At 58.1% G+C, this 25,956-nt stretch carries 27 protein-coding genes and 1 pseudogene; 16 read left to right on the top strand and 12 right to left on the bottom strand.

The genetic code is table 11. From position 1 onward, the window contains the following. Nucleotides 1–82: 82 nt before the first annotated feature. Together ACO6TI_RS06945 and ACO6TI_RS06940 are read left to right on the top strand one after the other, a co-directional pair. Entirely contained in the window at nucleotides 83–790 is a 708-nt protein-coding gene (locus tag ACO6TI_RS06945) for a Crp/Fnr family transcriptional regulator (protein WP_029066330.1), read from the top strand. Beyond that, nucleotides 787–1,347 carry a DUF4202 domain-containing protein gene (locus ACO6TI_RS06940; RefSeq protein ID WP_055391775.1) on the top strand — a complete coding sequence of 187 codons (561 nt, stop codon included), beginning with the start codon at nucleotides 787–789 and terminating at the stop codon, nucleotides 1,345–1,347. The genes ACO6TI_RS06945 and ACO6TI_RS06940 overlap by 4 nt, the downstream gene beginning before the upstream one ends. On the opposite strand, the gene ACO6TI_RS06935 is transcribed toward ACO6TI_RS06940, so the two are convergent. The 6 genes from ACO6TI_RS06935 to ACO6TI_RS06910 are packed head-to-tail and all read right to left on the bottom strand — an operon-like array spanning nucleotide 1,337 to nucleotide 6,793. Continuing rightward, nucleotides 1,337–1,609, bottom strand: a complete 273-nt coding sequence (locus tag ACO6TI_RS06935; protein WP_055391776.1) for a hypothetical protein — start codon at nucleotides 1,607–1,609, stop codon at nucleotides 1,337–1,339. The genes ACO6TI_RS06940 and ACO6TI_RS06935 overlap by 11 nt on opposite strands. Nucleotides 1,610–1,616: 7 nt before the next feature. Next, nucleotides 1,617–2,180: a cytochrome c oxidase subunit 3 gene (locus tag ACO6TI_RS06930; RefSeq protein ID WP_055391814.1), complete on the bottom strand. Its 564-nt coding sequence runs from the start codon at nucleotides 2,178–2,180 to the stop codon at nucleotides 1,617–1,619. 4 nt (nucleotides 2,181–2,184) lie between these two features. Continuing rightward, complete coding sequence (locus ACO6TI_RS06925) at nucleotides 2,185–4,122, bottom strand: nitric oxide reductase activation protein NorD (protein WP_055391777.1); 1,938 nt, start codon at nucleotides 4,120–4,122, stop codon at nucleotides 2,185–2,187. A 10-nt stretch (nucleotides 4,123–4,132) separates the two neighbouring features. Beyond that, nucleotides 4,133–4,942, bottom strand: coding sequence for a CbbQ/NirQ/NorQ/GpvN family protein (locus tag ACO6TI_RS06920; protein ID WP_055391778.1), 810 nt, complete (start codon nucleotides 4,940–4,942; stop codon nucleotides 4,133–4,135). A 4-nt stretch (nucleotides 4,943–4,946) separates the two neighbouring features. Then, nucleotides 4,947–6,317: a cbb3-type cytochrome c oxidase subunit I gene (locus ACO6TI_RS06915; protein ID WP_055391779.1), complete on the bottom strand. Its 1,371-nt coding sequence runs from the start codon at nucleotides 6,315–6,317 to the stop codon at nucleotides 4,947–4,949. Nucleotides 6,318–6,340: 23 nt separating this feature from the next. Further along, nucleotides 6,341–6,793, bottom strand: a complete 453-nt coding sequence (locus ACO6TI_RS06910; protein ID WP_055391780.1) for a c-type cytochrome — start codon at nucleotides 6,791–6,793, stop codon at nucleotides 6,341–6,343. Nucleotides 6,794–7,109: 316 nt separating this feature from the next. On the opposite strand from ACO6TI_RS06910, the gene ACO6TI_RS06905 reads away from it, so the two are divergent. From ACO6TI_RS06905 to ACO6TI_RS06840, 14 genes and pseudogenes are all read left to right on the top strand, one after another. Continuing rightward, nucleotides 7,110–8,786: a cytochrome D1 domain-containing protein gene (locus tag ACO6TI_RS06905; protein WP_055391781.1), complete on the top strand. Its 1,677-nt coding sequence runs from the start codon at nucleotides 7,110–7,112 to the stop codon at nucleotides 8,784–8,786. 179 nt (nucleotides 8,787–8,965) lie between these two features. After that, nucleotides 8,966–9,520, top strand: a pseudogene (locus ACO6TI_RS06900) (NapC/NirT family cytochrome c); the annotation flags it as partial. Between the two features lie 90 nt (nucleotides 9,521–9,610). Beyond that, a complete protein-coding gene (locus ACO6TI_RS06895; RefSeq protein ID WP_281931658.1) occupies nucleotides 9,611–10,765 on the top strand; it encodes an ethylbenzene dehydrogenase-related protein in 1,155 nt (384 codons plus the stop codon). A gap of 55 nt (nucleotides 10,766–10,820) precedes the next feature. Next, nucleotides 10,821–11,243, top strand: a complete 423-nt coding sequence (locus tag ACO6TI_RS06890; protein WP_209013770.1) for a plastocyanin/azurin family copper-binding protein — start codon at nucleotides 10,821–10,823, stop codon at nucleotides 11,241–11,243. Nucleotides 11,244–11,360: 117 nt separating this feature from the next. Next, entirely contained in the window at nucleotides 11,361–12,158 is a 798-nt protein-coding gene (gene cobA / locus ACO6TI_RS06885; RefSeq protein WP_422384616.1) for a uroporphyrinogen-III C-methyltransferase, read from the top strand. After that, complete coding sequence (locus ACO6TI_RS06880) at nucleotides 12,151–12,456, top strand: c-type cytochrome (protein WP_108875362.1); 306 nt, start codon at nucleotides 12,151–12,153, stop codon at nucleotides 12,454–12,456. Before cobA ends, ACO6TI_RS06880 begins: the two co-directional genes overlap by 8 nt. Beyond that, nucleotides 12,453–13,616: a cytochrome D1 domain-containing protein gene (locus ACO6TI_RS06875; protein WP_422384615.1), complete on the top strand. Its 1,164-nt coding sequence runs from the start codon at nucleotides 12,453–12,455 to the stop codon at nucleotides 13,614–13,616. Before ACO6TI_RS06880 ends, ACO6TI_RS06875 begins: the two co-directional genes overlap by 4 nt. Nucleotides 13,617–13,619: 3 nt before the next feature. Beyond that, a complete protein-coding gene (locus tag ACO6TI_RS06870; RefSeq protein ID WP_350183794.1) occupies nucleotides 13,620–14,609 on the top strand; it encodes an Lrp/AsnC family transcriptional regulator in 990 nt (329 codons plus the stop codon). After that, nucleotides 14,606–15,061, top strand: coding sequence for an Lrp/AsnC family transcriptional regulator (locus ACO6TI_RS06865; RefSeq protein WP_055391787.1), 456 nt, complete (start codon nucleotides 14,606–14,608; stop codon nucleotides 15,059–15,061). Before ACO6TI_RS06870 ends, ACO6TI_RS06865 begins: the two co-directional genes overlap by 4 nt. After that, nucleotides 15,058–15,546: an Lrp/AsnC family transcriptional regulator gene (locus ACO6TI_RS06860; protein ID WP_055391788.1), complete on the top strand. Its 489-nt coding sequence runs from the start codon at nucleotides 15,058–15,060 to the stop codon at nucleotides 15,544–15,546. Before ACO6TI_RS06865 ends, ACO6TI_RS06860 begins: the two co-directional genes overlap by 4 nt. A 3-nt stretch (nucleotides 15,547–15,549) precedes the next feature. Continuing rightward, on the top strand, nucleotides 15,550–16,770 hold the full coding sequence (nirJ, locus tag ACO6TI_RS06855) for a heme d1 biosynthesis radical SAM protein NirJ (protein WP_197000834.1): 1,221 nt from the start codon (nucleotides 15,550–15,552) through the stop codon (nucleotides 16,768–16,770). Further along, entirely contained in the window at nucleotides 16,745–18,277 is a 1,533-nt protein-coding gene (locus ACO6TI_RS06850) for a nitrite reductase (protein ID WP_209013771.1), read from the top strand. Before nirJ ends, ACO6TI_RS06850 begins: the two co-directional genes overlap by 26 nt. Continuing rightward, on the top strand, nucleotides 18,234–18,977 hold the full coding sequence (locus ACO6TI_RS06845; protein ID WP_197000835.1) for a CbiX/SirB N-terminal domain-containing protein: 744 nt from the start codon (nucleotides 18,234–18,236) through the stop codon (nucleotides 18,975–18,977). The genes ACO6TI_RS06850 and ACO6TI_RS06845 overlap by 44 nt, the downstream gene beginning before the upstream one ends. Then, nucleotides 18,974–19,210, top strand: a complete 237-nt coding sequence (locus ACO6TI_RS06840; RefSeq protein ID WP_196880099.1) for a hypothetical protein — start codon at nucleotides 18,974–18,976, stop codon at nucleotides 19,208–19,210. The genes ACO6TI_RS06845 and ACO6TI_RS06840 overlap by 4 nt, the downstream gene beginning before the upstream one ends. Nucleotides 19,211–19,414: 204 nt before the next feature. On the opposite strand, the gene ACO6TI_RS06835 is transcribed toward ACO6TI_RS06840, so the two are convergent. The 6 genes from ACO6TI_RS06835 to nosZ are packed head-to-tail and all read right to left on the bottom strand — an operon-like array spanning nucleotide 19,415 to nucleotide 25,933. Beyond that, on the bottom strand, nucleotides 19,415–20,458 hold the full coding sequence (locus ACO6TI_RS06835; protein ID WP_422384614.1) for an FAD:protein FMN transferase: 1,044 nt from the start codon (nucleotides 20,456–20,458) through the stop codon (nucleotides 19,415–19,417). After that, nucleotides 20,455–21,003, bottom strand: a complete 549-nt coding sequence (locus tag ACO6TI_RS06830; RefSeq protein WP_422384613.1) for a nitrous oxide reductase accessory protein NosL — start codon at nucleotides 21,001–21,003, stop codon at nucleotides 20,455–20,457. Before ACO6TI_RS06830 ends, ACO6TI_RS06835 begins: the two co-directional genes overlap by 4 nt. After that, complete coding sequence (locus ACO6TI_RS06825; protein ID WP_196880102.1) at nucleotides 21,000–21,830, bottom strand: ABC transporter permease subunit; 831 nt, start codon at nucleotides 21,828–21,830, stop codon at nucleotides 21,000–21,002. The genes ACO6TI_RS06830 and ACO6TI_RS06825 overlap by 4 nt, the downstream gene beginning before the upstream one ends. A 3-nt stretch (nucleotides 21,831–21,833) precedes the next feature. Beyond that, nucleotides 21,834–22,739 (bottom strand): ABC transporter ATP-binding protein, encoded by a 906-nt coding sequence (locus ACO6TI_RS06820; RefSeq protein ID WP_422384612.1) that lies wholly within the window; start codon nucleotides 22,737–22,739, stop codon nucleotides 21,834–21,836. Next, nucleotides 22,736–24,019 (bottom strand): nitrous oxide reductase family maturation protein NosD, encoded by a 1,284-nt coding sequence (locus ACO6TI_RS06815; RefSeq protein WP_422384611.1) that lies wholly within the window; start codon nucleotides 24,017–24,019, stop codon nucleotides 22,736–22,738. The genes ACO6TI_RS06820 and ACO6TI_RS06815 overlap by 4 nt, the downstream gene beginning before the upstream one ends. 3 nt (nucleotides 24,020–24,022) lie before the next feature. After that, the gene (nosZ, locus tag ACO6TI_RS06810; RefSeq protein WP_104704315.1) at nucleotides 24,023–25,933 is read right to left on the bottom strand and encodes a TAT-dependent nitrous-oxide reductase; all 1,911 of its coding nucleotides are present in this window, start codon (nucleotides 25,931–25,933) and stop codon (nucleotides 24,023–24,025) included. Between the last annotated feature and the right edge of the window lie 23 nt (nucleotides 25,934–25,956).

Genomic DNA, 25,956 nt, shown 5'->3' with positions numbered 1-25,956 from the left:
TGACCGCAACCGGCAAACGTGCACCAGACGGATCTAGGGGGGGCAGATTTACCTAGGTGAATCTGGAAGGGATCTTGGAAAAATGCCGAATGAACGCCGCAGGAAAATTGCGCAGAACTCTCTGCTGTTGAAAAGCTTCTCACAGGACATTCAGGACATGATCCTCAGCATGTCGAGCTGGCGCGAATACGACCGCGGCGAGACGCTGTTCCTGCAGGGTGAAACGGCCCACGCCATTCACATCGTGACGGGAGGGTGGGTGAAACTCTACCGGATCGCGCCGAATGGCGGCGAAGCGGTGGTGAATGTTTTTGCCAAGGGCGAAAGTTTCGGCGAGGCCGTCGCGTTCCGTGGCCATGCCTATCCGGTTTCCGCAGAGGCCGTGACAACCTGCGAGGTCATGCGCATTCCGAGCGTTGCGCTGGTCGAGGCGATGAGGAAAGATCCCGAGATCGCGGTTTCCGTGCTTGCCTCGACATTCACTCACCTGCACTCACTTGTCTCGCAACTTGAACAACTCAAGGCGCATACGGGTCCTCAAAGGGTTGCGGAATTCCTGCTCGGCCTTTGCGAACAGGAGGAGGGCAGTTGCGTTGTTACCCTGCCCTATGACAAGTTTCTGATTGCCGGCCGTCTCGGCATGAAGCCGGAGAGCCTGTCACGCTCTTTCGCGAAACTGAAGACTGTCGGCGTTCATATCAACCGGAACAATGCAGCCATAGAAGACATCGAGCGGCTTCGCGACTTCTCCGAAACCGACCCGGTCGAAGCCTGGCACAAGGCGCAATGACAGACCTAGAAAAAGCACTGAGAACCATAGACGAAGCCAACGCTGCCGACCCAGGTCAGGAAGAGGGTCAACCTGCCGCCCTGCTCTACGGACAGCGGATGAGTTCGGAGCTGGGACGGCTTTATCCCGGCGCACCGGATACGCTCCGGATCGCAGCACGCGGCCAGCATATCGAACGGTGGACCCTGCCCAGAGCTTCGTATCCGGAAGGCAAGGCCGGCTACCATGCATGGCGCGGCGCTCTTGCCAAACGCCATGCGGAAAGAGTTGGCGCAATCATGACGGACGCCGGGTACGGAAAGGAGGATATCGACGCTGCGCAGCGCATGTTGCGGAAGGAAGGCATCAAGCGCCACGACGATGTCCAAACGCTGGAAAACGTGATCTGCTTCGTGTTCCTCAAATGGTATTTCGCGCCATTTGCCGCCAAGCACACCGAGGAAAAAGTGCTCGGGATCGTTCAGAAAACGGCTCGGAAAATGTCAAGTGACGCCAGGATCCGTGTTCTGAAGGAATTCGATCTCCCGGAACCGCTCGCCGCGGCCTTCAGGGACTGACTTCGGGGATCAGAAACAATCCGAGCAACAACAGGCAAAACAGCCCGAGCGCCCAGTTGAAACCCGATAACCAGACCGGTGCCTGCCAGAGCCCGAGGTAGCGGGACAGGATCACGCGCGCCTTCATCCATGCAAAAACCAGCACCAATCCGCCAGTCGCGCCAGCACCAAGTGTTTCGGTGAATCCGGCGGCGATCAGGACGGATGCGGCGCTGAGAAAGAGCAGACCGAACCAGGCACGGGTTATTGTGTCGAATGTCATTTTTCTCTCATGCCAGCAGATAGATCACCGGAAACAGCAACACCCAGACAAGATCCACCATATGCCAGAAAGCGGTGCCGACTTCGACATTGCGGGACGTCCTTTTCCAGGACACCAAAGCCAAAATCACCATACCCGCCAACACGTGCAGGGCATGAAACCCTGTCAGAAGGTAGTAGAACGTGAAGAACGGATGTGTCTCCGTTGAAATGCCCTGCCCAGCGACGTCGGCATATTCATAGATCTTGATCGCCAGGAAGACTGCGCCAAGCAATCCTGCCCACAACAGGTTCCAGCGAACGCTGGATTGCCTTTGACCTTTGCTGAGATCGAGCGCGCGGGCGGCGAAATAACCGCTTGTGATCAGGACAATCGTGTTTAAGCCGGCAAGGGCCGGATGAAGATAGTTCCGTGCGGCGGCAAACCCATCCGGATCCACGACCCTGACACCCAGAAATGCAGCAAGCCCTGCCCCGAAGACCAGAAGCTCGCTTACAATCAGGACCCACATCATCAGGTCCCCGGGCAGTTCATCGAGCACTCCGGAATTATTCGTTTCCCCGGCCCTCATCTGCTCACCCACCGACGAGCTGGCGGTAGATCTGCGGCAACGCCTGGGTCAGCTTGTCGGGATGCGGGATCAGCGCGAAGCCACCCTGGCCAAACAAGCGCGGAAACCATGATTTAGCCGACTTGTCGATGGTAACACCGAACACGGCCTGCCCTGCCCTTCGGGCTTCCCTGACGGCCATTCGCGTATCCTCGATACCGTGACGGCCTTCATAATGATCGAGATCGTTGGGCTTTCCGTCGGTGATCACAAGAAGCAGTTTTCGCTTTCGGGACTGTTTTTCCAGTTCCCGGGAGGCATGGCGCATGGCAGCTCCGAGCCTTGTGTAGAATCCCGGCTTCAAACCGCTGATCCGGTGTTCGACGGTCCGGGACATGGGTTCGTCGAAACGCTTGCAATTTTGCAGGTAGACGCGGTGACGTTTCAACGACGAGAAGGCGGATATCGCAAAATCGTCGCCGCAGGCATTGAGTCCCCAGGCAAGCGCAGTGAGGGCTTCGCGTTCGATTTCAATCACCGCGCGACCAGATACGGCACTTTCGGTCGACCTTGAAACATCGAGCAGGATGGAGACTGCAAGGTCCCTTGCTTCTGGCCGGGTCTGCAGCCAGATCCGGTCATTGCCAACGCCGGAGGCAATCCGCTCAACCTGTGATCTGACAGCGGCATCCATGTCGAGGCCATCGCCTTCCAGATGGCCACGCGTCGTGACCCTGCCGGGCCTGAGCGCCTCGAATTGGCGTTTGACAGACCGGATACGCCGCGCGGCCCTGGGGTCCCTGGCAGCAATATCCTGTTCCGGATCAGCATCCGCGACGCTGGTGAGCACGCAAACGTGGTCGGACAGATACTTTCCGGTGCGTGTGTCCCATTCCGGATACAGGACACGACCGGACAGCCTTTCCCGATCAACGTCTTCCGGCGCAAGATCCAGATGCAGTTTCAGACGCGTCGCGGGTGCTTTTGAGATCTGCCCAAGGCCGATTTCTTCCTGATCTTCGGCAGCCTTCCTCGCATTGTCGTTGTCGTCGTCATCGACGCGGCGATTGAGATTCAGGAATTCGGTCCAGCTCAGGATCGCTTCGAACTTGTGAAGGATCAGGCTGTCTTTTCGTTCCGCCTGTTCGGATTTGCGACGTCTGGCGCGGATGGTCTTGCCGGTCGCCTGTTCCGGCGTTCCTTCCGTGTCGCGGTTTTCGACCGCATCTCCGGTTGAAAAGACGACATCACGCAGGCGCGGCCAAACCGGTACGGGCCGGAAGGGGTGATATCCTCGAGGCGCGGTAAATCCCGTCAGATCATCCTCTTGAAGAGCTGCCTTCATTGCTTCCGCGTCCGGCGGGAGTTCGGCCGGATCGCCAAGCAAGTGGCGCACGAGTGTTTCCACTGTCGCTTCAATGGCCGGCAGGGAGGCGGCATTCCGTTGCGCGAGTGCGCCGTGACCGAGTTCTCCATAAAGAGCACGCAGCCCGGGTGCCGCCGACAGCGTATCGTGAACCGTCTTTTCGATGAGTTGCAACGCACGCAAATCGGTGCGCAGGAGATCGTCCTCCACAAGATGTTCAGGCGCGTGCGCAGCCATGGCAGTCAGCCAGACATAAAGCGCGGCATTTGCTTCCCTGAACGGGAAAACGGCTAGCTTTTCCGGCAATCGGAGGGTCTCTCCGTCAAAGCTCGCCTGGGGAACGCTTTCTGCTTCCGTGCCGAGGCGCCTCAGGAATCCCAGCCGGTGGCGCGAGACTTCTTCGGAGACCGGGCGAACGTCCACACTGTGGCTTCCGCCCAGTCCCCGAAAAAGCACAGCAAGCCGCCCGCCGACCTCGGAGAGGCCGACCGCGGCTCCATGATGCACCTCAGGTGCATCGAGGCGGCTTGCAAATGCGTGCCACAGTTTCCCGACCGTTTCTTCGGGTTCCCATGGCTCGAAGTCGATCTTGCCCATCGGTCTGGCCTCACCCAAACACGGCCGTGACAAGATCTAGGAGCCCGCGTTTCACGTCTTCATCGTCGGTCAGCGGTTCGATCATCGCGGCCAGTATGGCCCGATCCACCGGCATGCCCTGTGCGACCAGGGTTGCGGCGTAAACAACGAGGCGGGTCGAAACCCCCTCTTCCAGGTCCTGGCCCTTGAGCGCCCGCAATTTTCCGGCAAGGCGGACCAGCGCGGTGACCCGATCCCGGTCCAGTCCGCTTTCTTCAGCCACGACCTCTACTTCAAGATCAACCGGCGGGAATTTGAATTCGAGTGAAATGAAGCGCTGCCGCGTGGACGGTTTCAACGTCTTCAGGATGTTCTGATACCCGGGGTTGTAAGAGGCAACCAGCATGAAACCGGGTGCCGCGGCCAGTTCTTCACTGGTCCGGTCGATCGGAAGCGTCCTGCGGTCATCCGTCAGAGGGTGCAGCACGACGGTGACGTCCTTTCGCGCTTCGACCACTTCATCGAGATAGCAGATTGCGCCTTCCCGAACCGCTCTTGTGAGTGGTCCGTCAACCCAAACCGTTTCACCGCCCTTGAGAAGGTAACGGCCGATCAGATCCGCCGCAGACAAGTCGTCGTGACAGGCAACGGTGTAGAGCTTGCGCCCAAGTTTTTCAGCCATGTGAGCGACGAACCGGGTCTTGCCGCAACCCGTCGGTCCCTTGAGCAGAACCGGCAGGCCATTTTCATAAGCAGCTTCGAATACCGAGCATTCGTCTCCCTGAGGGAGGTAGAAAGGGGCGTCGGCCGCCCCTTTTGCCAAGGATACAGAACCTTCCATGGTCTTACTCCGCAGGAACGTGGTCGGCTTCGCCGGGTTCGATGACTTCGTGTTTGGGCACGGCGATCGCATAGATGAACAACAGTGCACCGATCACGAAGACCGCCCCAGCGCCGAAGCGCATCCAGTAGAACAGGGCGATCTGGTCCTGGACGTCCATGAAGTAATCACCGTTGACCCTTTGCAGGTGGGTCTGGATGGTTCCGGCAAATGTCAGCACGAAGGTCATGAAGGTCATGCCGCCCGCCATCAGCCAGAAGGATGCCATGTTGAGCACCTGGTTATAGGGATCTCGGCCCCGCAGGATAGGCATGGCATAGGTGATGATCGCCAGGTTCAGCGAGACATAGGCGCCGAAGAAGGCCAGGTGGCCGTGAGCCGCGGTGATCTGTGTGCCGTGTGTATAGTAATTGACACCGTGCAACGTGTGCAGGAAGCCCCAGACGCCGGCACCAAAGAACGCGAGCGTCGCGCAACCGAGCGACCACAGCAGTGCCGCCTTGTTGGGGTGATCCCGCCGGCCCTTCCAGACCATGACAAAGGCAAAGGCCATCATTGCGAAAAACGGAATGACTTCCAGCGACGAGAAGATCGAGCCTATCCACTGCCAGTAGCCGGGTGTTCCGATCCAGTAGTAGTGGTGGCCGGTTCCCAGGATACCGGAGAACAGGGCCGCGGCGACGATGACATAGAGCCACTTTTCGACAACTTCCCTGTCGACGCCTGTCAATTTCAGCATCAGGTAGGCCAGGATGGATGCCATGATCAGTTCCCAGACACCTTCAACCCAAAGGTGGACGATGTACCACCAGTATTGTTTGTCCAGAGCCAGGTTGCTCGGATTGTAGAAACTGAACAGGAACAGCAGGGCGAGGCCCCACAGGCCCAGAAGCAGGATGTTGGTGATCGCGGTTTTCTTGCCCTTCAGCACCGTCATGGTGACGTTGTAGAGGAACATCAGCGCGGCAACGACTATGCCTACCTTGACCCACTTGGGCTGTTCGATGAACTCACGCCCTTCCTTGCCAAGCAGAAAGTTGCCTTCAAACGGGTTGAAGACATAAGTGACGACCGCGCCGAGCGTGCCGATCACCAGGATCGCAAGCTGAAGATAGGCGAGCCTGGGCGAATGAAGTTCGCGCTCCGTTTCTTCCGGAATGAGGAAATAGGCCGCTCCGAAGAAGCCGAGCAGCAGCCACACGATCAGGCTGTTGGTGTGCAACATCCTGATAATGTTGAAGGGCAGGACTTCCGAAAGAAAGTTTGGCTGAACATAGACCCAGCCGGCCAGCAATCCGCCCAGTACCTGGATGGCAAAAAGACCCAGGGCGACGGCGAAATACGCCAGGGCGACCTTTTGTGATTGATATTTCATCGTTCGTTCCCTTTGCTTTCAGATCAGCCGGCATCGTTCGGCGGCCAGTCCTGGGCGTCGATCTTGTCGGTCCAGATCAGGAAGTTCGTGAGATCACGGATTTCCTCGTCTGTAAGGTTGAAATTCGGCATCTGCCTGCGGCCTTCGATGCCGGTCGGCATGGATTCCATCCAACCCTTCAGCGTTTCGAAAGCTGCGTCCGGATCGTCCAGAACGCCCCAGCGCGTCATCACGTTCCCGACTTCGGGAGCGAAATAGGCCCCTTCTCCGAGGATCGTGTGACAGTTGATGCAGGCCTTGTCTTCCCAGACACGTTTGCCGGCGGCAACGCTATCGGTGATGCCGGCATGGTCTGTCGATGTCCCTGTAATATAGAAGTGACTGTGGACCGACAGTCCCAGGAAGATGATGATGAAGAACAGTGACCCGCCATAGAAAATATTTCGGGCCATGCTTTTGGTCATGACTTCGCGCATCGCGCGCTCCTTTCCCCCGAGTTGATCGTGGCCACGAGGGTGACAGGCAGTGCCTTTGTTTCCTTAACCAAAGTCAAGCCGATCCAAAGGAGGTCCGGATCACGGCACGCGGGCTGCGACAATGCGGTACAAGAATACCGCCCCCCCTTAAGGAAACTTGTTTATTTACAAAATCTTATCTTCTTGTCAGCAGACAAGGCCTCAAATTATTAATGCGAAAATTACGCCGCGGTGGCTCGTCTTAACGAAAGTCAAGGAAGCGGGCCGGTGATTGCGCAAACTCGCGAGTGCCTCACCAGCATTTGGAGTTTGGAGAATGTCACATCCAGGAAAACGAAAAGGGACAGGCTACGCGTTAGCGACCTGCCTCGCACTGCTGATGGGCAGTGTGACGGCGCCTGCCTTTGCTGAAGGCCCCACGTTGAGCGAGGAGGCCTTTGAAAGTTCCAAACAGCTCTATTTCGAAAGATGCGCAGGTTGCCACGGCGTCCTGCGGAAGGGAGCAACAGGTAAGAATCTCGAGCCGAAATGGAAAAAGACAGCAGCAGACGGAACCGTTACGGAAGGCGGTACGCTGCAACTGGGACAGGAGCGACTTGAAAAGATCATCTCCTGGGGGACTGAAGGCGGCATGAACAACTTCTCGGACATCATGACCGAGCAGGAAATCAAGGACATGTCGACCTACATCATGATGGAGCCGCCTACACCGCCGGAAATGTCACTGGCGCAAATGGAGGCCACCCGGAAGGTCTATGTCGACCCGAAGGACTATCCAACCGAGCCCCTGCACGGCCGGAACTGGGAAAACTTCTTTGTCGTCATCGAGCGTGACGTCGGCAAGGTTGCAGTTGTGGATGGTGACACCAAGGAAGTGTTGGCGCATATCCCGACCGGTTACGCGGTTCACGTCCTGAAAGCCTCCGAGCACCACTCGGTCACCGAGCCCGAGCATCCTGGCCGTTTCTGGTACACCATGGGTCGCGACGGCAAAATGACCAAGATCGACCTCTGGCAGAATCCGGAGAACATGCTGGTCGCTGAAGTCAAGATTGCGTATGACGCACGTGACGTTGCCGTCTCCGGCGATGGCAAATACGTGATCGGCGGCGGATACTGGCCACCTCATTTCGCGATCGTCGATGCGGAAACCATGGAGCCGAAAAAAGTCGTCTCCACCCGCGGCGTGAATGTCGATGGCGAATATGTGGAAGAAAGCCGCGTGGCCGCCATCTACACGACCCCGAACGAGCCCACCTGGATCGTTGCGGTCAAGGAGCTCGGCCAGCTGTGGCAGGTCGACTATACCGATCTCGACAATCTGCGTATCGACAAGATCGATTCGGCGAAGTTCCTGCATGACGGCTTCTTCGACCCGACCGGCCGCTACTTCCAGATCGCCGCGAATGCGTCGAACAAGATGGTGGTGGTCGACACGGAAACGCACAAGCTGGAAGCGATGATCGACACCGCAGCTCTGCCGCACCCCGGCCCGGGCGCCAACTGGGTTGATCCCAATTGCGGTCCGGTCGGTGGCACGACACACCTCGGTGAAGGCACGGTGACGGTCTGGGGCAACGATCCGGCTGAACATCCCGATCAAGCCTGGAAGATCTGCTACGAGGTGGAAACCGATGGTGCCGGGCTCTTCATCCGGACCCATCCGAATTCGAAATACATCTGGGCCGACCAGACCAAGCATCCGGAACCGGAAGTGCAGCAGTCCGTTCAGGTCATTTCGAAGGAAACCGGTGAAATCGTCAAGACGATCCAGATCACCGACGAAGAGGGCAGTGCTGCTGTTCATTTCGAATTCAACCAGGATGGTTCGGAAGTGTGGGTCTCCAAATGGAACCGGTCCACTTCACTGGAACCGAACGGTGAAATCGTGATCTTCGACGCCGAAACGCTTGAAGAAAAAGGCAGGGTCAAAGGACTCTTCGCCCCGACAGGCAAGTTCAACGTCTACAACCGTTCGAACCACGTCACCTGATGTGAGCCAGCACTCCGGAAGGGCGGGCACAACGCCCGCCCTTCCCATTTGCCAGCGGTGAAGGGACTGCATTGACCAAAGGTCGCCCCAAACAGGGCAAACGCTCCCCGCATCCGCATAGCGATCGCTGATGGCCCGGTCACAAGGGCCGGCGGAGAAATCCAAAACGGAGCCTGGTCATGACCGAGAGCAGCCAAGGTGACAAGAAAAAGCCGATCTGGCGCAGATACCTTATCTGGGGAATGCCGATCGGTGGTGTCGCAGCCGTGTTTGTTGGCGGCATCATTTTCTGGGGCGGTTTCAACACCGCAATGGAAGCCACGAATACCAAGCAATTCTGCATTTCCTGTCACGAGATGCGCGACTTCGTCTACGAAGAATACAAGGGTACGATCCACGACGTGAACCGGTCCGGTGTCGGTGCAATGTGCTCCGATTGCCACGTGCCCAAGGACTGGACCCACAAAATCATCCGGAAAGTTCAGGCCTCCAAGGAACTCTGGGGCAAGATGGTGGGAACCATCGACACGCTCGAGAAGTTCGAAGCCAAGCGCCTCCAGCTCGCCAAGAACGAGTGGGAGCGCATGAAGGCCAGCGATTCGCGCGAATGCCGGAACTGCCACGATTTTGAATCGATGATGCCGGAATTCCAGAGACCTCGCGCGCGCCAGCAGCACCTGAACGCCATGTCCAATGGCCAGACCTGCATCGACTGTCACAAAGGCATCGCGCATTCTGACCTGCGTGACCGGGCCGACGAGGAGTATCTGGAAGAACTCGAGGCTCCCCATCCCGGCTTCATTCGTGAAATTCCGCAGGAATACATGGCCAGCCTTGCCCGTATCGAGGCAAAGGAAGCCGGAGAGGCAGAAGCTGCGAAAGCTGCGCAAAAGGCGCAGCAGGAAGCCGTTCAGACCCAGATCGCAGCGGCTGTGGAGGCCGCTGTTGCGGAGGAACGCGCCAAGTCGGAAGGAAACGGTGCGAGCCAGACCGCAGCAGCCGGTGATGGCGGTGGCAATGTCGCTCCGGATATCGACTGGAATTCGGTCGCAGCAACGGATTTGACGCTGTTCTATCCGGGTCAGGCCTCCTTCGAATGGGTCCAGAACGGAAAAACCCATGGCGGTGCGCGTCCGCTTACAAAGGGGGGCGATGCCTGCACGACCTGCCACGAGAAGGAAATAGAGGCGATCGGAACCAAGATTGTTGCCGGTGGCGAGATCGAACCGACCCCGATCCCGGGTAAGCGCGGCACGATCAATGCGAGCATTCAGGCTGCCCATGACGACGAGAATCTTTATGTGCGGATCCAATGGCCGGACGGCGGCCATAACCCGGCGCCATTCGTTGACGGTGGCAAAATGGATCCGGACAACCAGATCAAGGTTGCCATGATGATCACCGGAACCGGCATCGAAATGGGCGAAACGACCGGATGCTGGTCCTCTTGCCATGCGGACAACACGTATATGCCATTCGATCCGGGGGCGGAGGCAATCGCCGCGAATGCCGATGTTGCGGCACAACTCGAAGCGAAGGAGACGATCACCAAATATCTGACCGAAAGCCGGACCAAGGTCGAGGTCAAGGGCCGGCGCGGCAAGGCCCAGGGTGGTTGGGACAAGCTGAAGACAGCTGAAGAGATCGACCAACTGCTTGCGGACGGCACCTTCCTTGATCTGCTGAGGGTCTATGCGGACGGAACGGCTTCCAACGGTTATCTGCTGGACCGCCGTGTTGCCAACGATGGTGAAATGTCCGCCGAGGCAAACCTCTCAGGTGGTGTGTGGACCGTCGTGTTCGCCCGGCCACTTGCTTCCGGGGCACCTGGCGACGTTCCGCTGGAACCGGGAAAGACCTACACGGTCGGGTTTGCGATCCATGACGATTTCGCGGCGGCCCGCTTCCACCATGTAACGCTGAACACCAGTTTCGCGCTGGATGACGACGCGGCTCAGATCAATGTGATCAAACAGTAGCCACACAGGCGGCCGGGAAACCGGCCGCCCGTTTGTTCAAAGAGGGAGAAATTGCATGTTGTTGAATACGGCCCGTCTTCCCGCTTTCCTGCTGATGTCACTATTCGCCTTTCCGGTCCTTGCGGATGATGAAGACACCGCAGCAATTTGTGCCGAAGCCGAAGAGCGCTACGTCGACATGTTCGGACACCCGTCAGCGGACGAGGACGGCGTAACAATCGTCAAAATGTACAAGTACAAATTCTGCCCGGAAAACCTTTCCGTGCCGGTCGGAACCACAGTCCGCTGGGTGAATGTCGACAAGAGAACCAGCCACAGCGTGATCCTGAAAGAAGAAGGTGTACCGGAATCCGATCGCCTCTTTCCCGAAGAAAACTTCGAATTCACATTTCTGACGGCCGGACCGACACAGAACTACCTGTGTGGCCCTCATTGGGAAACCCAGAAGATGATCGGCATGATCACCGTAACACATTGACTAAAAACATCTTATTTCGATGAAAAAAGTGGCGGAACCCTTGACAATTATCAAGCAGATCGCAAGCGAAGTAAGAGACCATAAGCCAGAGAATTTTGAGGAGAAGCGAGGTCTTTCATGACTGGAAAAGTCTTTCTCATCGGAGCAGGTCCAGGCGATCCTGAATTGCTGACCGTCAAGTCTGTGCGCATGCTGCAGGACGCCGATGTGGTCGTGTATGACCGTTTGGTCTCTCCCGAAATCCTGTCCATGGCGCCAGCCGGTGCGCAAATGGTTCCGGTCGGCAAATCGCCGGACAACCATCCTGTTCCACAGGAACGGATCAACGAGATCCTGCTTGAATTTGCCCGGAAGGGTCAGATCGTGGCCCGGCTGAAAGGCGGTGATCCACTGATCTTCGGAAGGGGGTCGGAAGAGGCCGCGCATTTGATGGCCCGGGGAATATGCGTTGAGTATGCACCCGGTATCACCGCTGCACAGGGGGCAGCTTCCGTCAGCGGTGTCCCGCTGACACATCGGGGTCTGGCTTCAGGTGTACGCTATGTCACTGGCCACAGGCAGGCCAACGGGTCTCTCGACCTGGACTGGAAAAGCCTTGCCTGCGAGGACACCACGCTCGTCATCTACATGGGTGTTGCCAATATCGGACAGATCGCGATGCGTCTGGTTGCCGAAGGTCTGAGTGACACGACACCGGTCATGGCGATCGCACAGGCAACCACCCCGCGAGAGACAAGACTGTTTTCACAACTCGGCAGAATTACGCTTGATGTTCGTGCGTCGGCCCTGAAAGCCCCAGTCCTCTTTGTCATTGGCAAGGTCGTTACATTCAGCTCGGAATGGCCAGCTTACGAATCCGACCTGCTGACGGTTTCAAGCCGCACAATCGCCGCCGGACAGCAGGCCCATGCCTAGACTGTTCGCCATCGGCCTTTTGTGTTGCACGCCTGCTCTGGCGGGAGAGACCAGTCCGTCGGCTGACCTGGTCAATCTTGTCCACCAGGACTGCGGGTCTTGCCACGGGCTGACACTCAAGGGTGGGCTTGGACCGGACATCAGGCCCCAATCACTGTCCCACTATGACGTCGAGACTCTTTCCACAGTCGTATTGGACGGAATTCCGGAAACCGCCATGCCGCCCTGGCGTCCCTTGATGAGTGAAGCGGACGCGAAACGGGTTGCCGAATATCTCTTGCAGGGAGAATTGAAATGAATGCTCTCAGGGGTGTCTTTCTCGCAATTGCGATATCGGGAGCTGTGTTTTCAGGTGCCGCCAAGGCTGACACAATCGTTGCAACTGGTGACCTGGGGCTGGTGGTTGAACGCGCCAGCGGCTCACTCCTTCTGGTGGATCAGTCCGAACGCGCCGCGATTTCTAGGATAGAAGGCCTGGGTGACCTGTCTCATGCGAGTCTCGTCTACTCCCCGGACCAGCGATACGCCTATGTCTTCGGCCGGGATGGTGGCCTGACCAAGGTCGATATCACCGAAAAGAAGATCGTCAATCGCGTCGTCCAGTCCGGTAATGCCATCGGTGGCGCAATCTCGGATGATGGCCGGCTCGTGGCTGTCTCAAACTATGAACCGGGCGGCGTGCGGATCTTCGATGCCGAAACGCTGGATCTCGTTGCCGACATTCCGACCGGCTCCAAGACAATCGGCCTGGTCGACGCGCCCGGCCGGAAATTCGTCTTCACGCTTTGGGATGATGGGGAAACATGGATCGCGGATCTTTCTTCCCGAGAGCTCAAGGTCACAAAGATCACGGAGATAGGCACCAATCCTTATGACGCCCTGATTACCGGCGACGGCCGTCTCTATATTGCAGGACTTTTTGGTGAGGACGGGCTGACGGCGATCGATCTTTGGGACCCCGAACCAAAACCAATCCGCGTCCTGCCGGAATATGGCCGCGGCCAGAAGGATCTGCCGGTCTACAAGATGCCGCATCTTGAGGGCTGGGCCCGCGCGGGACAGGAATTCGTCCTGCCGGCGGTCGGACATCACCAGGTGCTCTGGATCGACGCGGGCAATCTTTCGGAGACAGGACGGACCGACACATACGGGCAGCCGGTGTTTGCCATGTCCCGTCCGGACGGTCGTCAGGTATGGGTGAATTTTGCCCACCCACTCAACGATACGATCCAGGTCATCGACACGGTCTCGAAAGACATCGTCCACGAGTTCAAACCGGGCAAGGCGGTTCTGCACATGGAATTCACCCCGCGCGGCCACGAGGTATGGATGTCGGTGCGCGATGCCGGAAAAGTCATGATCTACGACACGAGGACCTTCGAAAAGCGAGGCGAAATCGACGCGGAAAGCCCGTCGGGCATCTTCTTCACCTCACGGGCGCACAGAACGGGACTTTGAGCAATGGAACGGATCGGCGATCCCCTTGATCTGAAACTCCTTGACGACTGGCAGCGAAACTTTCCGCTTGAGCCGCGACCGTTTTCACGGATCAGCCTGGAACTGGGCTGCAGTGAAGCGGACGTTATCGGCAGGTATGAAAAACTGAAGGCTTCCGGACGAATAACCCGGGTGGGTGCGACCTGCGCGCCGAACTCGGTCTCCGCGAGCACACTGGCAGCGCTCGCGGCACCAGGTGAAAGACTGGAAGACATTGCAGAAATCGTCGGCGGCCAACCCGGCGTCAACCATTCCTATCAGCGGGAAAATCACTGGAACCTCTGGTTTGTAGCTACCGGGCCCGACAGGGATCATGTGAACCGGGTCTTGAACGACATCCAGAAACAGACCGGATTGCGCGTTCTCGACCTTCCACTGGTCAGACCGTTCAACGTTGATCTCGGATTCAGATTGAACGGAGAAATGGACCGGCCACCAGCGTCCCGGCCGGTTCGTAAAGAGCGCCTGCAGGAGGGTGACAACGATCTCCTGCAGGCGCTCACTACCGGGATGCCGCTGTCCAGGCGCCCTTATCTTCAGATTGCCCAGGCTCTGAACCGGAGCGAAGAGGATGTGCTTGAGCGCATTTACGTGCTGCAGGAGGCGGGAATAATTTCGCGTCTGGGCGTGATCGTCCGGCACCGTGCCCTCGGCTGGCGGTCGAACGCCATGGTCGTCTGGGACATTGAGTCTGGGCACATAGACAAGGCAGGTCCGGCTCTTGCCGCACATCCCGGTGTCACCCTTTGTTACGAGCGCCGCCCGGTGGAAGGCATCTGGCCATACCGACTCTATTGCATGATCCATGCGCAAAGCCGCAACAAGGCGCTCGAAACACTGACGCAGGCCTCCGGACTGCCCGAACTGGCGGGGGTTCCCTATCAAATCCTGTTTTCCAGCCGCTGCTTCAAGCAAACCGGGGCGATGATTGCCCCGCAAGGGAAGGCAGCATGACCCGGGACCTCTCCAAGCTGGACAGGCAGCTGATCAACCGCCTCCAGGATGACCTGCCGCTTGTCTCAAACCCGTTTGCGACGATCGGCGACGACCTTGGCCTGTCAGAACAGGACATCGTCGACAAGGTGCGGCAACTCAGGGATGACGGCTTTCTTACCAGATTCGGCCCGTTTTTCGACGCCGAAGCGCTCGGCGGCGCCTTCTGCCTCTGTGCCATGTCGGTTCCCGAAGACCGGTTCGAAGACGTCTTAACCAAAGTCAATGCCCACGCGGAAGTCGCGCACAATTATGAGCGGGACCACAGGCTGAACATGTGGTTCGTGCTGGCGACCGAAAGTCGTGGCGACATCATGAGAACGGCCAAGGAAATCGAGCACGACACGGGACTTGAAGTTCTCCTGTTTCCCAAGAAACGCGAATTCTTCGTAGGCTTTCGGGTAAACGCATGACACTGGACACAAAAGACAGGGCTATCATTGAAGCCACACAGGCCGGACTGCCGCTGGTGCCACAACCGTTTGCGGTCGTCGCCGAAACCCTCGACATGAGCGAAAACGAGTTACTGGCGCGTCTGAAGTCTCTCAAATCCCAGGGGATCATCCGACGGATCGGTGCCGCGCCCAATCACTACCGGCTTGGAATGACGGCAAATGGAATGTCGGTCTGGGACATCGACGACAAAGTGGTCGATGAGCTTGGTGAGCAGGTCGGATCATTGTCGTTCGTCACCCATTGCTATCGCCGCCCGCGGGCGCTTCCGGTGTGGCGCTATAACCTCTTTGCCATGGTGCACGGCAACAGCCGGGAAGAGGTTCTGATCAAACGGGACAGGATTGCGGACCTGCTCGGCGAAGCCTGCAGGGCAAGCGATATCCTGTTTTCCACCCGGATCCTGAAGAAGACCGGAATGCGGCTGAGCGGCCAGAAAGGTTGAACCATGTTTCGCCTGACGGAATACATGCAGCAAATTGCCAATCCGACACCGGTTCGCGTCCGGAGAACCGACAGACCGGTGAAACCGGTGGTGATCTGGAACCTGACGCGTCGCTGCAACCTCAAGTGCCGTCACTGCTATACAGTTTCCGCAGATGTCGATTTTCCGGGAGAGCTGACCCACCAGCAGGCAATGGAAACGCTGGAGGACCTCGGGCAGTTCGGGATTCCTGCCCTGATCCTTTCCGGCGGCGAGCCGATGGACAGGCGGGACCTTTTCGACATTGCCTTCAGGGCCCGAGACCTTGTGCACATGCTTGCACTGTCGACCAACGGGACGAAGCTCCATGGCGAAACGGCCGATCGGGTCGCCGAGGTCGGCTTCGACTATGTCGGCATTTCAATCGATGGTATCGGTGCGACCAATGACTGGTTTCGCGGCGTCGAGGGTGCCTATGAAGACGCGTTGCGCGGTGTGCGGGAGTGCAAATCCCGCGGCATAAAGGTCGGCTTGCGTTTCACACTCACGGAAGGCAATCACAAGCACCTGCCAAACCTGCTGAAACTCTGCGATGACGAAGGCGTCGACAAATTCTATCTTTCTCACCTGGTCTATGCAGGACGCGGAGACAAGAACCGCGGTGAAGACGCCGAGCACCAACGCTCCCGCTGGGCGATGGATCTTCTGCTCGAGAGAGCGTGGGCCGGTGTCAATGGTGGACGAAGACTTGATATCGTAACCGGCAACAATGATGCCGATGCGGTCTATTTCCTGAACTGGGTCCGCGAAAAGTTCGATGATGCAACGGCGGATCACGTCAGGACACATCTTGCGGCCTGGGGCGGCAATTCCGCAGGTCTCGGTGTCGCGAACATCGATACGCTCGGCAACGTGCATCCGGACACCTACTGGTCCGATTACACGGTCGGCAGCGTCAAGACCGATCCCTTTTCAGCGCTCTGGACCGGCGACGATCCCATGTTGGCGCAACTCAGGACGCGGCCGCGGCCACTCAAGGGCCGGTGCGGTGCCTGCGCGCTCAAGGATGTCTGTGGCGGCAACACGCGCATTCGCGCGCTTCAACTCACAGGCGATCCCTGGGCCGAAGACCCGGCCTGTTATCTCAGCGACAGCGAGATCGGCGTGCTGGACGATGCTTTCGACCGCCTGACCGTGACCCCATTCAGAGGAAAACGCCATGATCCGGCTCATCGTTTCGCTTAGCGCGCTCCTGATCGCGGTTTCCGCACCTCTGGCGGACCCGGCACAGGACTATGCGGACAACTGCCAGGAGTGCCATGGTTCCGGCCGTCTGGGCAGCATTGGTCCCGCATTGATCCCGCAGACGCTTGGCCGGATGCGCGGCCCCAATCTGATCTCGGTGATCCGCGATGGCCGCGAAGCAACACAGATGCCTGCCTTCGGCGACCTGTTGAGCGACAAACAGATTGACGCGCTTTCGGCTTACCTGAAACAACCGCTCGACAACGTCCCCCCCTGGGAAACCGAAGAAATCATGGCGAGCCGCGAACTCAATCCGGAGTATCGGCCGGCGGACGAACCTGTCTGGGCGTCCGATCCGTTCAACATCACGCTCGTCGTGGAAACAGGCGATCATCATGTCAGCGTGCTGGACGGCGACACTTTCGAAACGCTCGACCGGTTTCCAACACCTTTCGCCGTTCACGGCGGACCGAAATTCAGTCCGAACGGCCGATATGTCTTCATCATGTCCCGGGACGGCTGGGTCCAGAAATACGACCTCTACTCTCTTCAGGAAGTCGGACGCATCCGGGCGGGTCTTAACAGCCGCAACATCGCCATGAGCCATGACGGCAACTGGGTGGCGGTAGCCAACTATCTACCGAACACACTCACAATTCTTTCAACCGAAGACCTGAGCGTCGCTGCCGTTCAGGAGATCAAGGGCAAGGATGGAACTCCGAGCAGGATCTCCGCGGTCTATCAGGCCCCACCGCGCGAAAGCTTCGTGCTGGCACTGAAAGATGTGCCGGAAATCTGGGAAGTGTTTTATGGCCCCAACCCGCCACATTACGGCTTCGCCCACGATTGGCGCATCGAGGGTCCGGCACGTCACACAAAGCCGTTTCCGGTTCGCAAAATCACCACTCCAGACTATCTGGACGATTTCTTCTTCGACCAGAGCTACGAGTATGTCATGGGCGCATCGCGAAGTGGCGACGGCGGTCAGGTGATCGACCTTGTCATCGGACACAAGATCGCCGATCTGGATCTGCCCGGCATGCCCCATCTGGGATCGGGTATCACCTGGAAATACGGCGACACGACCGTCATGGCGACGCCGCATCTCAAGGACGGCACGGTCTCGGTGATCGACATGAAGACCTGGAAAACGGTGAAGCAGATCGAGACGCTCGGTCCCGGCTTCTTCATGCGCAGCCACGAAAACTCACCCTATGTCTGGGTGGATGTTTTCTTCGGTCCGAACAAGGACGTCATGCACGTGATCGACAAGGGGAGCCTGGAGATCGTCAAAACGCTCCGGCCGGAAGAAGGCGCGACCGTGGCCCATGTCGAATTCACGCGCGACGGCAGCCATGCACTGGTGTCCATCTGGGAGGACGACGGTGCGGTAATCGTCTATGACGCGGACACGCTGGAAGAAGTCCGGCGTCTGCCCATGCGCAAACCTTCGGGAAAATACAATGTCTGGAACAAGATCACCTTCTCCGAAGGAACCAGTCACTGAGGCCCTGATCGTATCGCACGGTCAGCCTTCGAGGCCGCAGGCGGGCGAGGATCATCTGAACGTCCTTGCGCGACAGGTCGCTCGTCAACTCGATGGCTGGGTGATCCGTTCCGCGACCCTGGCGGCACCGGGCACGCTGGAACGGGCCATCGATGCATGCGCGGGCACACCGCTCGTCTTTCCCCTTTTCATGACCGATGGCTGGTTCACCCAAACCGCCCTCCCCGCGCGTCTTGCCAACTTCAACGCCTACCAGCTGCCACCTCTGGGAACACTTCCTGAATTGCCCGGACTGACTGCAAGGGTGTTATGCAGAGCTATCGAACGGCGAAACTGGTTGATGGAGGCTACCGATATTCTCATCGCAGCACACGGGTCCCCGAACGGTTCACGTGCTGCAAGATGTACCTACCGGTTTGCAACGGCATTGCGCCGGGTATTGCCTGTTCGGGACATCAGAACCGGTTTTCTCGAAGAGCCGCCTCATCTAGCGTCAGCTGCAGCGGGCAGTCATCAACAGACAGTTGAAATACCGTTCTTTGCGGCACCCGGTGGGCACGTGCGCGAAGATATCCCCCTGGCGCTGGATTCGGCCGGCTTTCAGGGCGTACGGCTGCCCTGCATCGGACAGGCCGCGTTTATCCCCGAACTGATTGCAAACTCGCTGCGCAACGCGTCAATCAGGAGCGAAGCCGCATGACCGAGGCCGACAATACCTGGTCTGTCAAAAAACTGGCCATTGTGTTTTATCCGTTTGCAGCCGGAGCGGTCGCGATCAACCTGTTCCTGCTCGGTCTGATCGGAATCGCGCTCGGCTTTCCGGCGATCTCACCCGTCATGTCCGTTTGGCTCAGCATACCGCTGGGCATACCCGCAACGTGGTGGGCCGCAAAGTGGATACGTGGTCTCATGGACGAAGCCGACGGCAAATGAGTATCCGCGAAATGCGCACCAGTGGTGCGGACCCCGCAAAATTCAAGGGATTTCTTGAACTCTCAATCTTAACGTTAAAATTAGGAAACTGTTTACTAACGTTGCGTAATGATGTTTCTAGAACATGTTTCCAAGCAGAAATTTATTAGCCCCAGAAGCCGTCCCGGGAAACGGCTTTTGGGGTAAGTTCTTTCAAGCGTGATTTCAACTGCTTCGCCCGTTCAGCCAGCCTGCCGTGCCGGTGCTTCTCACAACAAACGCCTTCGCTTCCTGAACATGACCGAGCGCATCGGCAAGTCCCTGCTCACCACAAACGAGGGCTGCCGTGGAAAGGCCGTCGGCAAATGCAGCCGAACGCGCGATCACGCTTGCTGCTTCCAGATCACTTTTGACCGGAAGACCCGTTCTCGCATCGAGAATGTGAGATGACCTGCCCGTCTCGTCGAACGTCGTTCCCGTTCTGGCCGAACTGGCCACAGAGGCATCAACAAGCGCGACCTTGACCTGTGCCGATGGACGTGCCGGATCGGGTCGGAGTGTCAATGGCCAGCCATTTCTGGCTGGCGCTCCTTCAGTCCTGGCATGTCCGGTTGCCGAAATCTCGCCAAGGTCAACGACCAGGTCCCTGCATCCCCTCGACCTCAACAAGGCGGTGACCTTGTCGGTGATGTAGCCTTGAGCGATGCCATTCAGGGTGAGTGCCATGCCCTTGCGACGGAATTCGACAATTCCCGGCTCATAGTTGACGTGCTGAAAGCCGATGTTGTTCAGGATTGTCTGCAGCCTGCCGTTTTCTGCCTCTGCACCTTCCGGCATGGCGCCATGCGCTGCCAGTTCCGCATGGTATGCCCACAGCGGTTGCACAGTCGGCTCAAATGCGCCGCCCGTCAGCGTGTGGATGCGGTGTGCCTGCCCGAGCAGGGTGACCATGTCCAGGGATGGAGCCTGCAGGCGGCCGTTGCTGTTAAGCCGGACAAGCTCGCTGTCCTGACGATAGAGGCTGAAAACCTGCTCCAGCCGCCGGATTTCAGCTTCGACAAGCCGGAACAAATCCAGCGCTTTCGCGCGATCTTCGTGAACGAGATTGATTTCCGCACGCGCCCCAAGGGCGATCCCTTTCCAGCGATGCAGGTCAGGTGCGGATCGTGCAATCGTCGATGGCAGAATTGTGCCTGCGGAAACCACGGCACAGATCTTGATGAAGCGCCTTCTGTTCATGCGTCCTGCCGATGCGGGTTCCCCTGTCATCTTGCTGCCTCGCCCGATGTGCCGTGCGTCAAATGGTCGGCCGACGAGAGTTCGACTGGCGCCAGAACGTAGTCAACCGGGATATCATCAAGCCGAAGAACGCGACCGCCGTTGGCCGCTGCAAATTCCTTTGCGCCTTCTTCAGTTCCGAACGGTATCGTCTCGGGCGCGCCCATGCCCCCGGCCCGTTTGCTTTCAACGACGAACCAGGCCGCCTCGGCTTCAATCCAGTTGTCAAATCCCGGCTCCTTCCAGCTGTCCGCATTGTCCATGTCATTTACATAAATTGCGGCAATGTTCTTCGGTTCTTCAGGTGAATGCATGAATGCGACCGCATCCCTCACCTGGGTGAACCAGAAGGGAAACGGGTTACCGGTCAGGTGGATCTGCGCCTTGGGACCATCATGTTCCAGAACCGTCATCTGGCAATAGTGCCCCGCCGCCTCCGGGGTCAGCTCCAAAGCTGCCGGTCTCGCAATTTCCACGTCTTCCTGGCATCCGGCCAGCAACCCGAGTACGAGGAACAACAGAACGTGCCGTTTCATGGCGTTATCCTCCGAATGAGAAATGCCGATGCCGTCAGTGCCATGCCGGCAAACAAGACGAGAGATGCGAGAGCCAAAACAGGGTCGAATGGCAACGCCTCCGAGACGCCGGCCATGCCGCCGACCAGATCGCTCGCACCCAGCGCTGAGAGATTGAAAAGACGGAATGCGTCTGCCGGATTGAGCAGCACGGCATATGGAAAGACCTGGGAAGCAAAGATCCCGCTGGGATTTGCCACCAGCGCACCGAGGAGCGCCAGGTCATACAGGACGACAAGAACAAGCCAGGCGGCGATCGCGGCAGCCGCAGCCGTACCTGATTGACGGGTCAGCGAACTCAGCACGTAACCGATTGCAAGGAAGCAGACGCCAAGCAACACAGATGTTGCAATCAACCGGGAAAAGTCGGCGAGCCCGGCCAGCGAACCGGTTCCCGTCGAAACCAGCAAAGCAGCGGTCATGCCATAGCCGATCACCAGAGCGAAAGTCAGGACCAGGGTATGACCGATGGCCTTGCCCAGCAGGAATTCCGGACGTGATATTGGACAGGAGAACGTCATGAGCAGCGTGCCGCGCTCGATCTCTCCGCAGATCGCGTCAAAGGCAAGGAGCAAGGCGATCAACGGCACGAGATAGACCGAAAGGCTCGCCAGCGAAGCGACTGTGATCGTCAGGCGGTCCACACCAAGCGTACCGGCCGGCGCAGAGCCGAGCAGGGCGAGTGCCAGGGAAAAGACCGCCAGGATCAGGGTTGCCAGGAGGATCCAGCGATTGCGGATGCCAATCCGGATTTCCTGGGCAGCAATTGTCAGGACACGGGAGAGCATGTCTTATGCCTCCTTCTGGGCTGTATTTGAAAAATGACGATAGACATCGTCCAGGCTCGGAGCGTGAACATCAACGTCCTCGACCAGATTGCCGAGTGCACTTATGGCCGACAGCGTGCGAACCTTGTCGTCGAGGCCGCAATCGAGTTCCACGGACGTGCCGTTCATCTTGCCTGCACCAAGTTGCTCGGCGACTTCCCGGACCGCGCCCGGTTTGGTCCAGACCTTCAGCCGGATCGGCAGACCGGCCTGTGCCCGCAGTGTCCCCAATTCATCATCGGCGACCAACTGTCCTTTCGAAAGGATCAGGATCCGGTCAGTTCGAGCTTCCAGTTCGGTCAATGCGTGGGAAGACAAGAGAACCGTCGCACCCTGTTCAGCGACCTCGCCGATCAGTTCATAAACGTTCTGACGGGATATCGGATCAAGACCGGTTGTCGGTTCGTCAAGCAGAACAAATTTCGGCTTCCCGATCAACGCCTGGGCCAGACCCAGCCGCTGGCGCATGCCCTTTGAATAGGTGCCGACCCGCCTCCTGGCGGCATCCTCCAGTCCCACCCGTTCCAGAAGTTCAAGGGCACCGCCGGCATTTGCACCTTTCAGACGCGCATAGAACCGAACGATTTCCTCACCCGTCAATGCAGCTGGAAACGCAACGGATTCAGGTAGATAAGCCGTTACCCGACGGGCCGAATTGCTACCGGGAGCGGCTCCCATAACCGCAATGTCGCCTTCGTCACGCTTTAGAAATCCGAGTGCCATCTTGAACAAGGTGGTCTTGCCGGCTCCATTGTGGCCAAGCAGCGCAACACGCTCGCCCGGCCTCAGCGCAAATGACACCCGATCGACTGCGATATGGCTCTTGAAGCGCTTGGTGACCGACTGAACGATCAGCGTGGAATTCGTCATCCCTGAACTCCTGAAATGGGGTCTTTGCGGTCCGGCGGCTGCATCAGTGGTGCATTGTCGACAATTCCGCCGGGCAGAAGCGCCGGGAACTGCGACTGAGTCCAGCGCAACAATTGCACAGCGGGACTGCCCATCAACAACTTGGCGGAAGGTTGGGTCCACAAGACCTGATCGATCAGATCGTTCGGCCGGTAGGCCGTATCGGCAAGCCCGTCACCGTTCATGTCGAAGGCGGCGTGGTCACTCCAGAAATTTCCGCGTCCGTCGGTGCTCCAGTCCAGGTCGCGGCTGCCGACATATTTGACCTGCGTCCTGTTGCGGATGAATGCATTGCCCTGAAACAGGTTCTTGGCGGACCCGGCCGTGAAATGCACACCAATCGGACACCCCTCGAACCGGTTGTCCGTAACTGTGTTTTTGTTGGCATTGTACATGAAGAGGCATTTTTCACCGCCGCCCGAGACCATATTGCCGGCGATCTCGGCCCGGTTGGCGTAGTTCAGCATCAGCCCGTGGTTGCGGTCTCCGATAGAAACGTTGTTTCTAATCTTCAGGCGATCGGAAAACATCAGCGCATAGCCGATATCATTGTTCCGTGAGACATTGCCCTCGATCACACCGCTGTTGCCATGCATGTAGTGGACAGCGAACCGCAGATCTTCGAAGCGGTTGTTGCGGAACGTATCCTTGTGACTGGTATTGACGAAGACCCCGTCCCGGCCAAAACGGATGGTGTTGTATTCCGCCAGCAGGTGCGGCGCGTTCCACACGTAAATGCCGTTGCCACGTTCGTTGACGCGCAAGTCTCGACGACCTTCAATCAGATTGTTCGAAACAGTCGCATTGCGGGCTCCGTGAACATCCACTCCCGTCAGATTGTTGAGTATCCTGTTGTCACGAACGACCGCCCGGTGAGCCTGTTTCGTGAGTTTCACCCCGGCGTCAAGCGTCTCTTGGGAAATACCCGAGCCGGTCAGCGTCAACCCCTGGACAGTGACGTCCGGGGCGGTGACCGTGATCACGCTGCCGGTTCCATTGCCGACGATGCTTGCCAGGCCCTCGCCAGTCAGGGTGATCGATCTGTCCACCGTCACCGGACCGGAGTGATCTCCCGGAGCAAGCCGGAGAACGTCCCCGGCCTGCGCATTTTCGATTGCCTCGCGCAAGGCGCCCTGCTCTGCCGGAACCAGCTGTTCAGCGGCAGCCAGCGATCCGCAGACCGCCAATGCCGAACAAAACAAAGCGAGTCCTCCGGTCAGGACATTCAGGGCGCCTCGCATGGATCAGGCTCCTCTTGGCTCAACGAACATGCGACCACGCATTTCCATGTGAAGTGCATGGCAGAACCACTGGCAGTAGAACCAGTGCACGCCGGGACGTTCCGCAATGAACGTTACCGAAGCCGTTGCTTGCGGGGCCACTTCCATGGCCACGCCATAATTCGACAGGCAGAAGCCATGAGTCAGATCATCGATGTCGTCGATGTTCGTGACATAGACCGTCACTTCATCACCCTGCTTCACCGTGAACTTTTCAAGACTGAAGGTAGGAGCGACCGAGTGCATGTAGACCCGGACCTTGTTGCCGTCGCGGATGACGTCTTCGGCATATTCCAGATCGACACCATCGGCCTCGGCCTGCTTGATTGCGTCCTGGAAGATCGGATCGGACCGGTCCCAAACGATTGCCGGATTCACCTTGGACCGGTGAACGATGATGCTGTCATGCGGCTCGGCGAATGTCGGTCCGTCGTGAACGACCTTCATGTCATCGCCGGAAATGTCGATCAACTGCTCGTTCTCCGGTTTCAGCGGGCCGACATTCAGGAAGCGGTCCTTGGAGAACTTGTTCATCGAAATCAGCCATTTGCCATCCGCTTCCGCGGTTTCACCCATGGAAGTGGAGTTGTGACCCGGCTGATAATGCACATCGACCTTTGATATGATCGGGTCGACTTCCTCACCGGCATAGGCGCGTATGGCCTTGTCGATGTTCCACTTCGCAACCTGGCTGTCCAGGAACAGCGTCGTGAAGGCATTGCCCTGACCGTCGAAAGCGGTGTGCAGCGGACCGAGGCCGAGCTGCGGTTCGCCCACGACCGCTGAGCGCGGGTCGGCATCGTCGGCAAACAGTGCGTCCACCTTGGTGACATCGATGATGGAAACCGTCGGGGACAGCTTGCCGTTGATGACGATATGCTTCTTGTCCGGTGCCGCGTTACAGCCATGCGGACTGTTGGGGATCGGTATGTATCGTGTGAACTGTGACTTGGCTTCCTTGCGGCCATCAACCACAGGGACACCCTTCAATTCCTGATAATCGCCGGCCGCAACTGCTTCCTCGATCGCCTTGATATTGAAGACAACAACATGATCCAGTTCGCTCTCGGTCATTTCGGCAAGGTTGGTGCCCATTTCCGAGTTGTAGCTGGTGGAAAACGCGTATTTGCCCTGATAGTCGGCGTCGGTGTTGTCGAGGTTACCCGACACGATCACCTGCCATGCGACCTTCATCTCGTCGCCGTCGATGGCGGTGAAAATGCACGAGTATTGTGACGGATCATCCAGGATCTTGCCGTCGTTCACGAGCGGCGCTTCATGCTCGCCGTTGGCGAAGATGTAGCCCGTGCGCGGATATTTCTGCGGCCGCATTCCGTGGATGTCATGCGCATTGGGGATCTCGATGATCTTGTCGCATTTCATCGTGTTGCAGTCGATGCGGGCAACGCGCGTATTCGCCTTGTCGTTGGCGAAGATGTAGCGCCCGTCATACGTGCCATCCGTGAAAGACATGTGCGGATGGTGCAGATCGCCGTTGTCGTAGGTGACCTTGCCCTGAGCCGCGAGATAAGCCTTCGTTTCGGGAAGGAGACCTTCGGTCAGGATTTTCAGGGACTCGTTGGTCTGTCCCCAACCTGTCGCCGAACAGCGATTGAAAACCGGTACCCGCATCAGCTCACGCATCGACGGAACACCGAGAATACGCAACTCTCCCGCCTGCCCGGAGGACCAGAAGCCGTAGTATTCGTCGAGTTCACCCGGCGCCATTTCGAATTTCTGATGATCACCCTGGGCAAAGGCGGGATTGGCGCCGCTAACAGCAACCGCTCCCACGCCTGCCACCACGGCTGTCTTTGCAGTACCGCCCAACAGATCTCGGCGGGACATGCCCAGATTATTTTCCTTCTCCTTCATGGCTAATCTCCTTATGGCCTGTG

Origin of the sequence: Roseibium album, from assembly GCF_965233825.1 — a bacterium.
GTDB classification, from domain to species: domain Bacteria; phylum Pseudomonadota; class Alphaproteobacteria; order Rhizobiales; family Stappiaceae; genus Roseibium; species Roseibium album.
Note: the sequence above shows the minus strand (reverse complement) of the source record. Positions and strands in the feature narration are given on the sequence as shown.

Excerpts from the sequence above, each read along its gene's own strand:
- ACO6TI_RS06945 (WP_029066330.1), top strand. The coding sequence starts at position 83 with ATGCCGAATGAACGCCGCAGGAAAATTGCGCAGAACTCTCTGCTGTTG.
- ACO6TI_RS06940 (WP_055391775.1), top strand. The coding sequence starts at position 787 with ATGACAGACCTAGAAAAAGCACTGAGAACCATAGACGAAGCCAACGCT.
- ACO6TI_RS06935 (WP_055391776.1), bottom strand. The coding sequence starts at position 1,609 with ATGACATTCGACACAATAACCCGTGCCTGGTTCGGTCTGCTCTTTCTC.
- ACO6TI_RS06930 (WP_055391814.1), bottom strand. The coding sequence starts at position 2,180 with ATGAGGGCCGGGGAAACGAATAATTCCGGAGTGCTCGATGAACTGCCC.
- ACO6TI_RS06925 (WP_055391777.1), bottom strand. The coding sequence starts at position 4,122 with ATGGGCAAGATCGACTTCGAGCCATGGGAACCCGAAGAAACGGTCGGG.
- ACO6TI_RS06920 (WP_055391778.1), bottom strand. The coding sequence starts at position 4,942 with ATGGAAGGTTCTGTATCCTTGGCAAAAGGGGCGGCCGACGCCCCTTTC.
- ACO6TI_RS06915 (WP_055391779.1), bottom strand. The coding sequence starts at position 6,317 with ATGAAATATCAATCACAAAAGGTCGCCCTGGCGTATTTCGCCGTCGCC.
- ACO6TI_RS06910 (WP_055391780.1), bottom strand. The coding sequence starts at position 6,793 with ATGCGCGAAGTCATGACCAAAAGCATGGCCCGAAATATTTTCTATGGC.
- ACO6TI_RS06905 (WP_055391781.1), top strand. The coding sequence starts at position 7,110 with ATGTCACATCCAGGAAAACGAAAAGGGACAGGCTACGCGTTAGCGACC.
- ACO6TI_RS06895 (WP_281931658.1), top strand. The coding sequence starts at position 9,611 with ATGGCCAGCCTTGCCCGTATCGAGGCAAAGGAAGCCGGAGAGGCAGAA.
- ACO6TI_RS06890 (WP_209013770.1), top strand. The coding sequence starts at position 10,821 with ATGTTGTTGAATACGGCCCGTCTTCCCGCTTTCCTGCTGATGTCACTA.
- cobA (WP_422384616.1), top strand. The coding sequence starts at position 11,361 with ATGACTGGAAAAGTCTTTCTCATCGGAGCAGGTCCAGGCGATCCTGAA.
- ACO6TI_RS06880 (WP_108875362.1), top strand. The coding sequence starts at position 12,151 with ATGCCTAGACTGTTCGCCATCGGCCTTTTGTGTTGCACGCCTGCTCTG.
- ACO6TI_RS06875 (WP_422384615.1), top strand. The coding sequence starts at position 12,453 with ATGAATGCTCTCAGGGGTGTCTTTCTCGCAATTGCGATATCGGGAGCT.
- ACO6TI_RS06870 (WP_350183794.1), top strand. The coding sequence starts at position 13,620 with ATGGAACGGATCGGCGATCCCCTTGATCTGAAACTCCTTGACGACTGG.
- ACO6TI_RS06865 (WP_055391787.1), top strand. The coding sequence starts at position 14,606 with ATGACCCGGGACCTCTCCAAGCTGGACAGGCAGCTGATCAACCGCCTC.
- ACO6TI_RS06860 (WP_055391788.1), top strand. The coding sequence starts at position 15,058 with ATGACACTGGACACAAAAGACAGGGCTATCATTGAAGCCACACAGGCC.
- nirJ (WP_197000834.1), top strand. The coding sequence starts at position 15,550 with ATGTTTCGCCTGACGGAATACATGCAGCAAATTGCCAATCCGACACCG.
- ACO6TI_RS06850 (WP_209013771.1), top strand. The coding sequence starts at position 16,745 with ATGATCCGGCTCATCGTTTCGCTTAGCGCGCTCCTGATCGCGGTTTCC.
- ACO6TI_RS06845 (WP_197000835.1), top strand. The coding sequence starts at position 18,234 with ATGTCTGGAACAAGATCACCTTCTCCGAAGGAACCAGTCACTGAGGCC.
- ACO6TI_RS06840 (WP_196880099.1), top strand. The coding sequence starts at position 18,974 with ATGACCGAGGCCGACAATACCTGGTCTGTCAAAAAACTGGCCATTGTG.
- ACO6TI_RS06835 (WP_422384614.1), bottom strand. The coding sequence starts at position 20,458 with ATGACAGGGGAACCCGCATCGGCAGGACGCATGAACAGAAGGCGCTTC.
- ACO6TI_RS06830 (WP_422384613.1), bottom strand. The coding sequence starts at position 21,003 with ATGAAACGGCACGTTCTGTTGTTCCTCGTACTCGGGTTGCTGGCCGGA.
- ACO6TI_RS06825 (WP_196880102.1), bottom strand. The coding sequence starts at position 21,830 with ATGCTCTCCCGTGTCCTGACAATTGCTGCCCAGGAAATCCGGATTGGC.
- ACO6TI_RS06820 (WP_422384612.1), bottom strand. The coding sequence starts at position 22,739 with ATGACGAATTCCACGCTGATCGTTCAGTCGGTCACCAAGCGCTTCAAG.
- ACO6TI_RS06815 (WP_422384611.1), bottom strand. The coding sequence starts at position 24,019 with ATGCGAGGCGCCCTGAATGTCCTGACCGGAGGACTCGCTTTGTTTTGT.
- nosZ (WP_104704315.1), bottom strand. The coding sequence starts at position 25,933 with ATGAAGGAGAAGGAAAATAATCTGGGCATGTCCCGCCGAGATCTGTTG.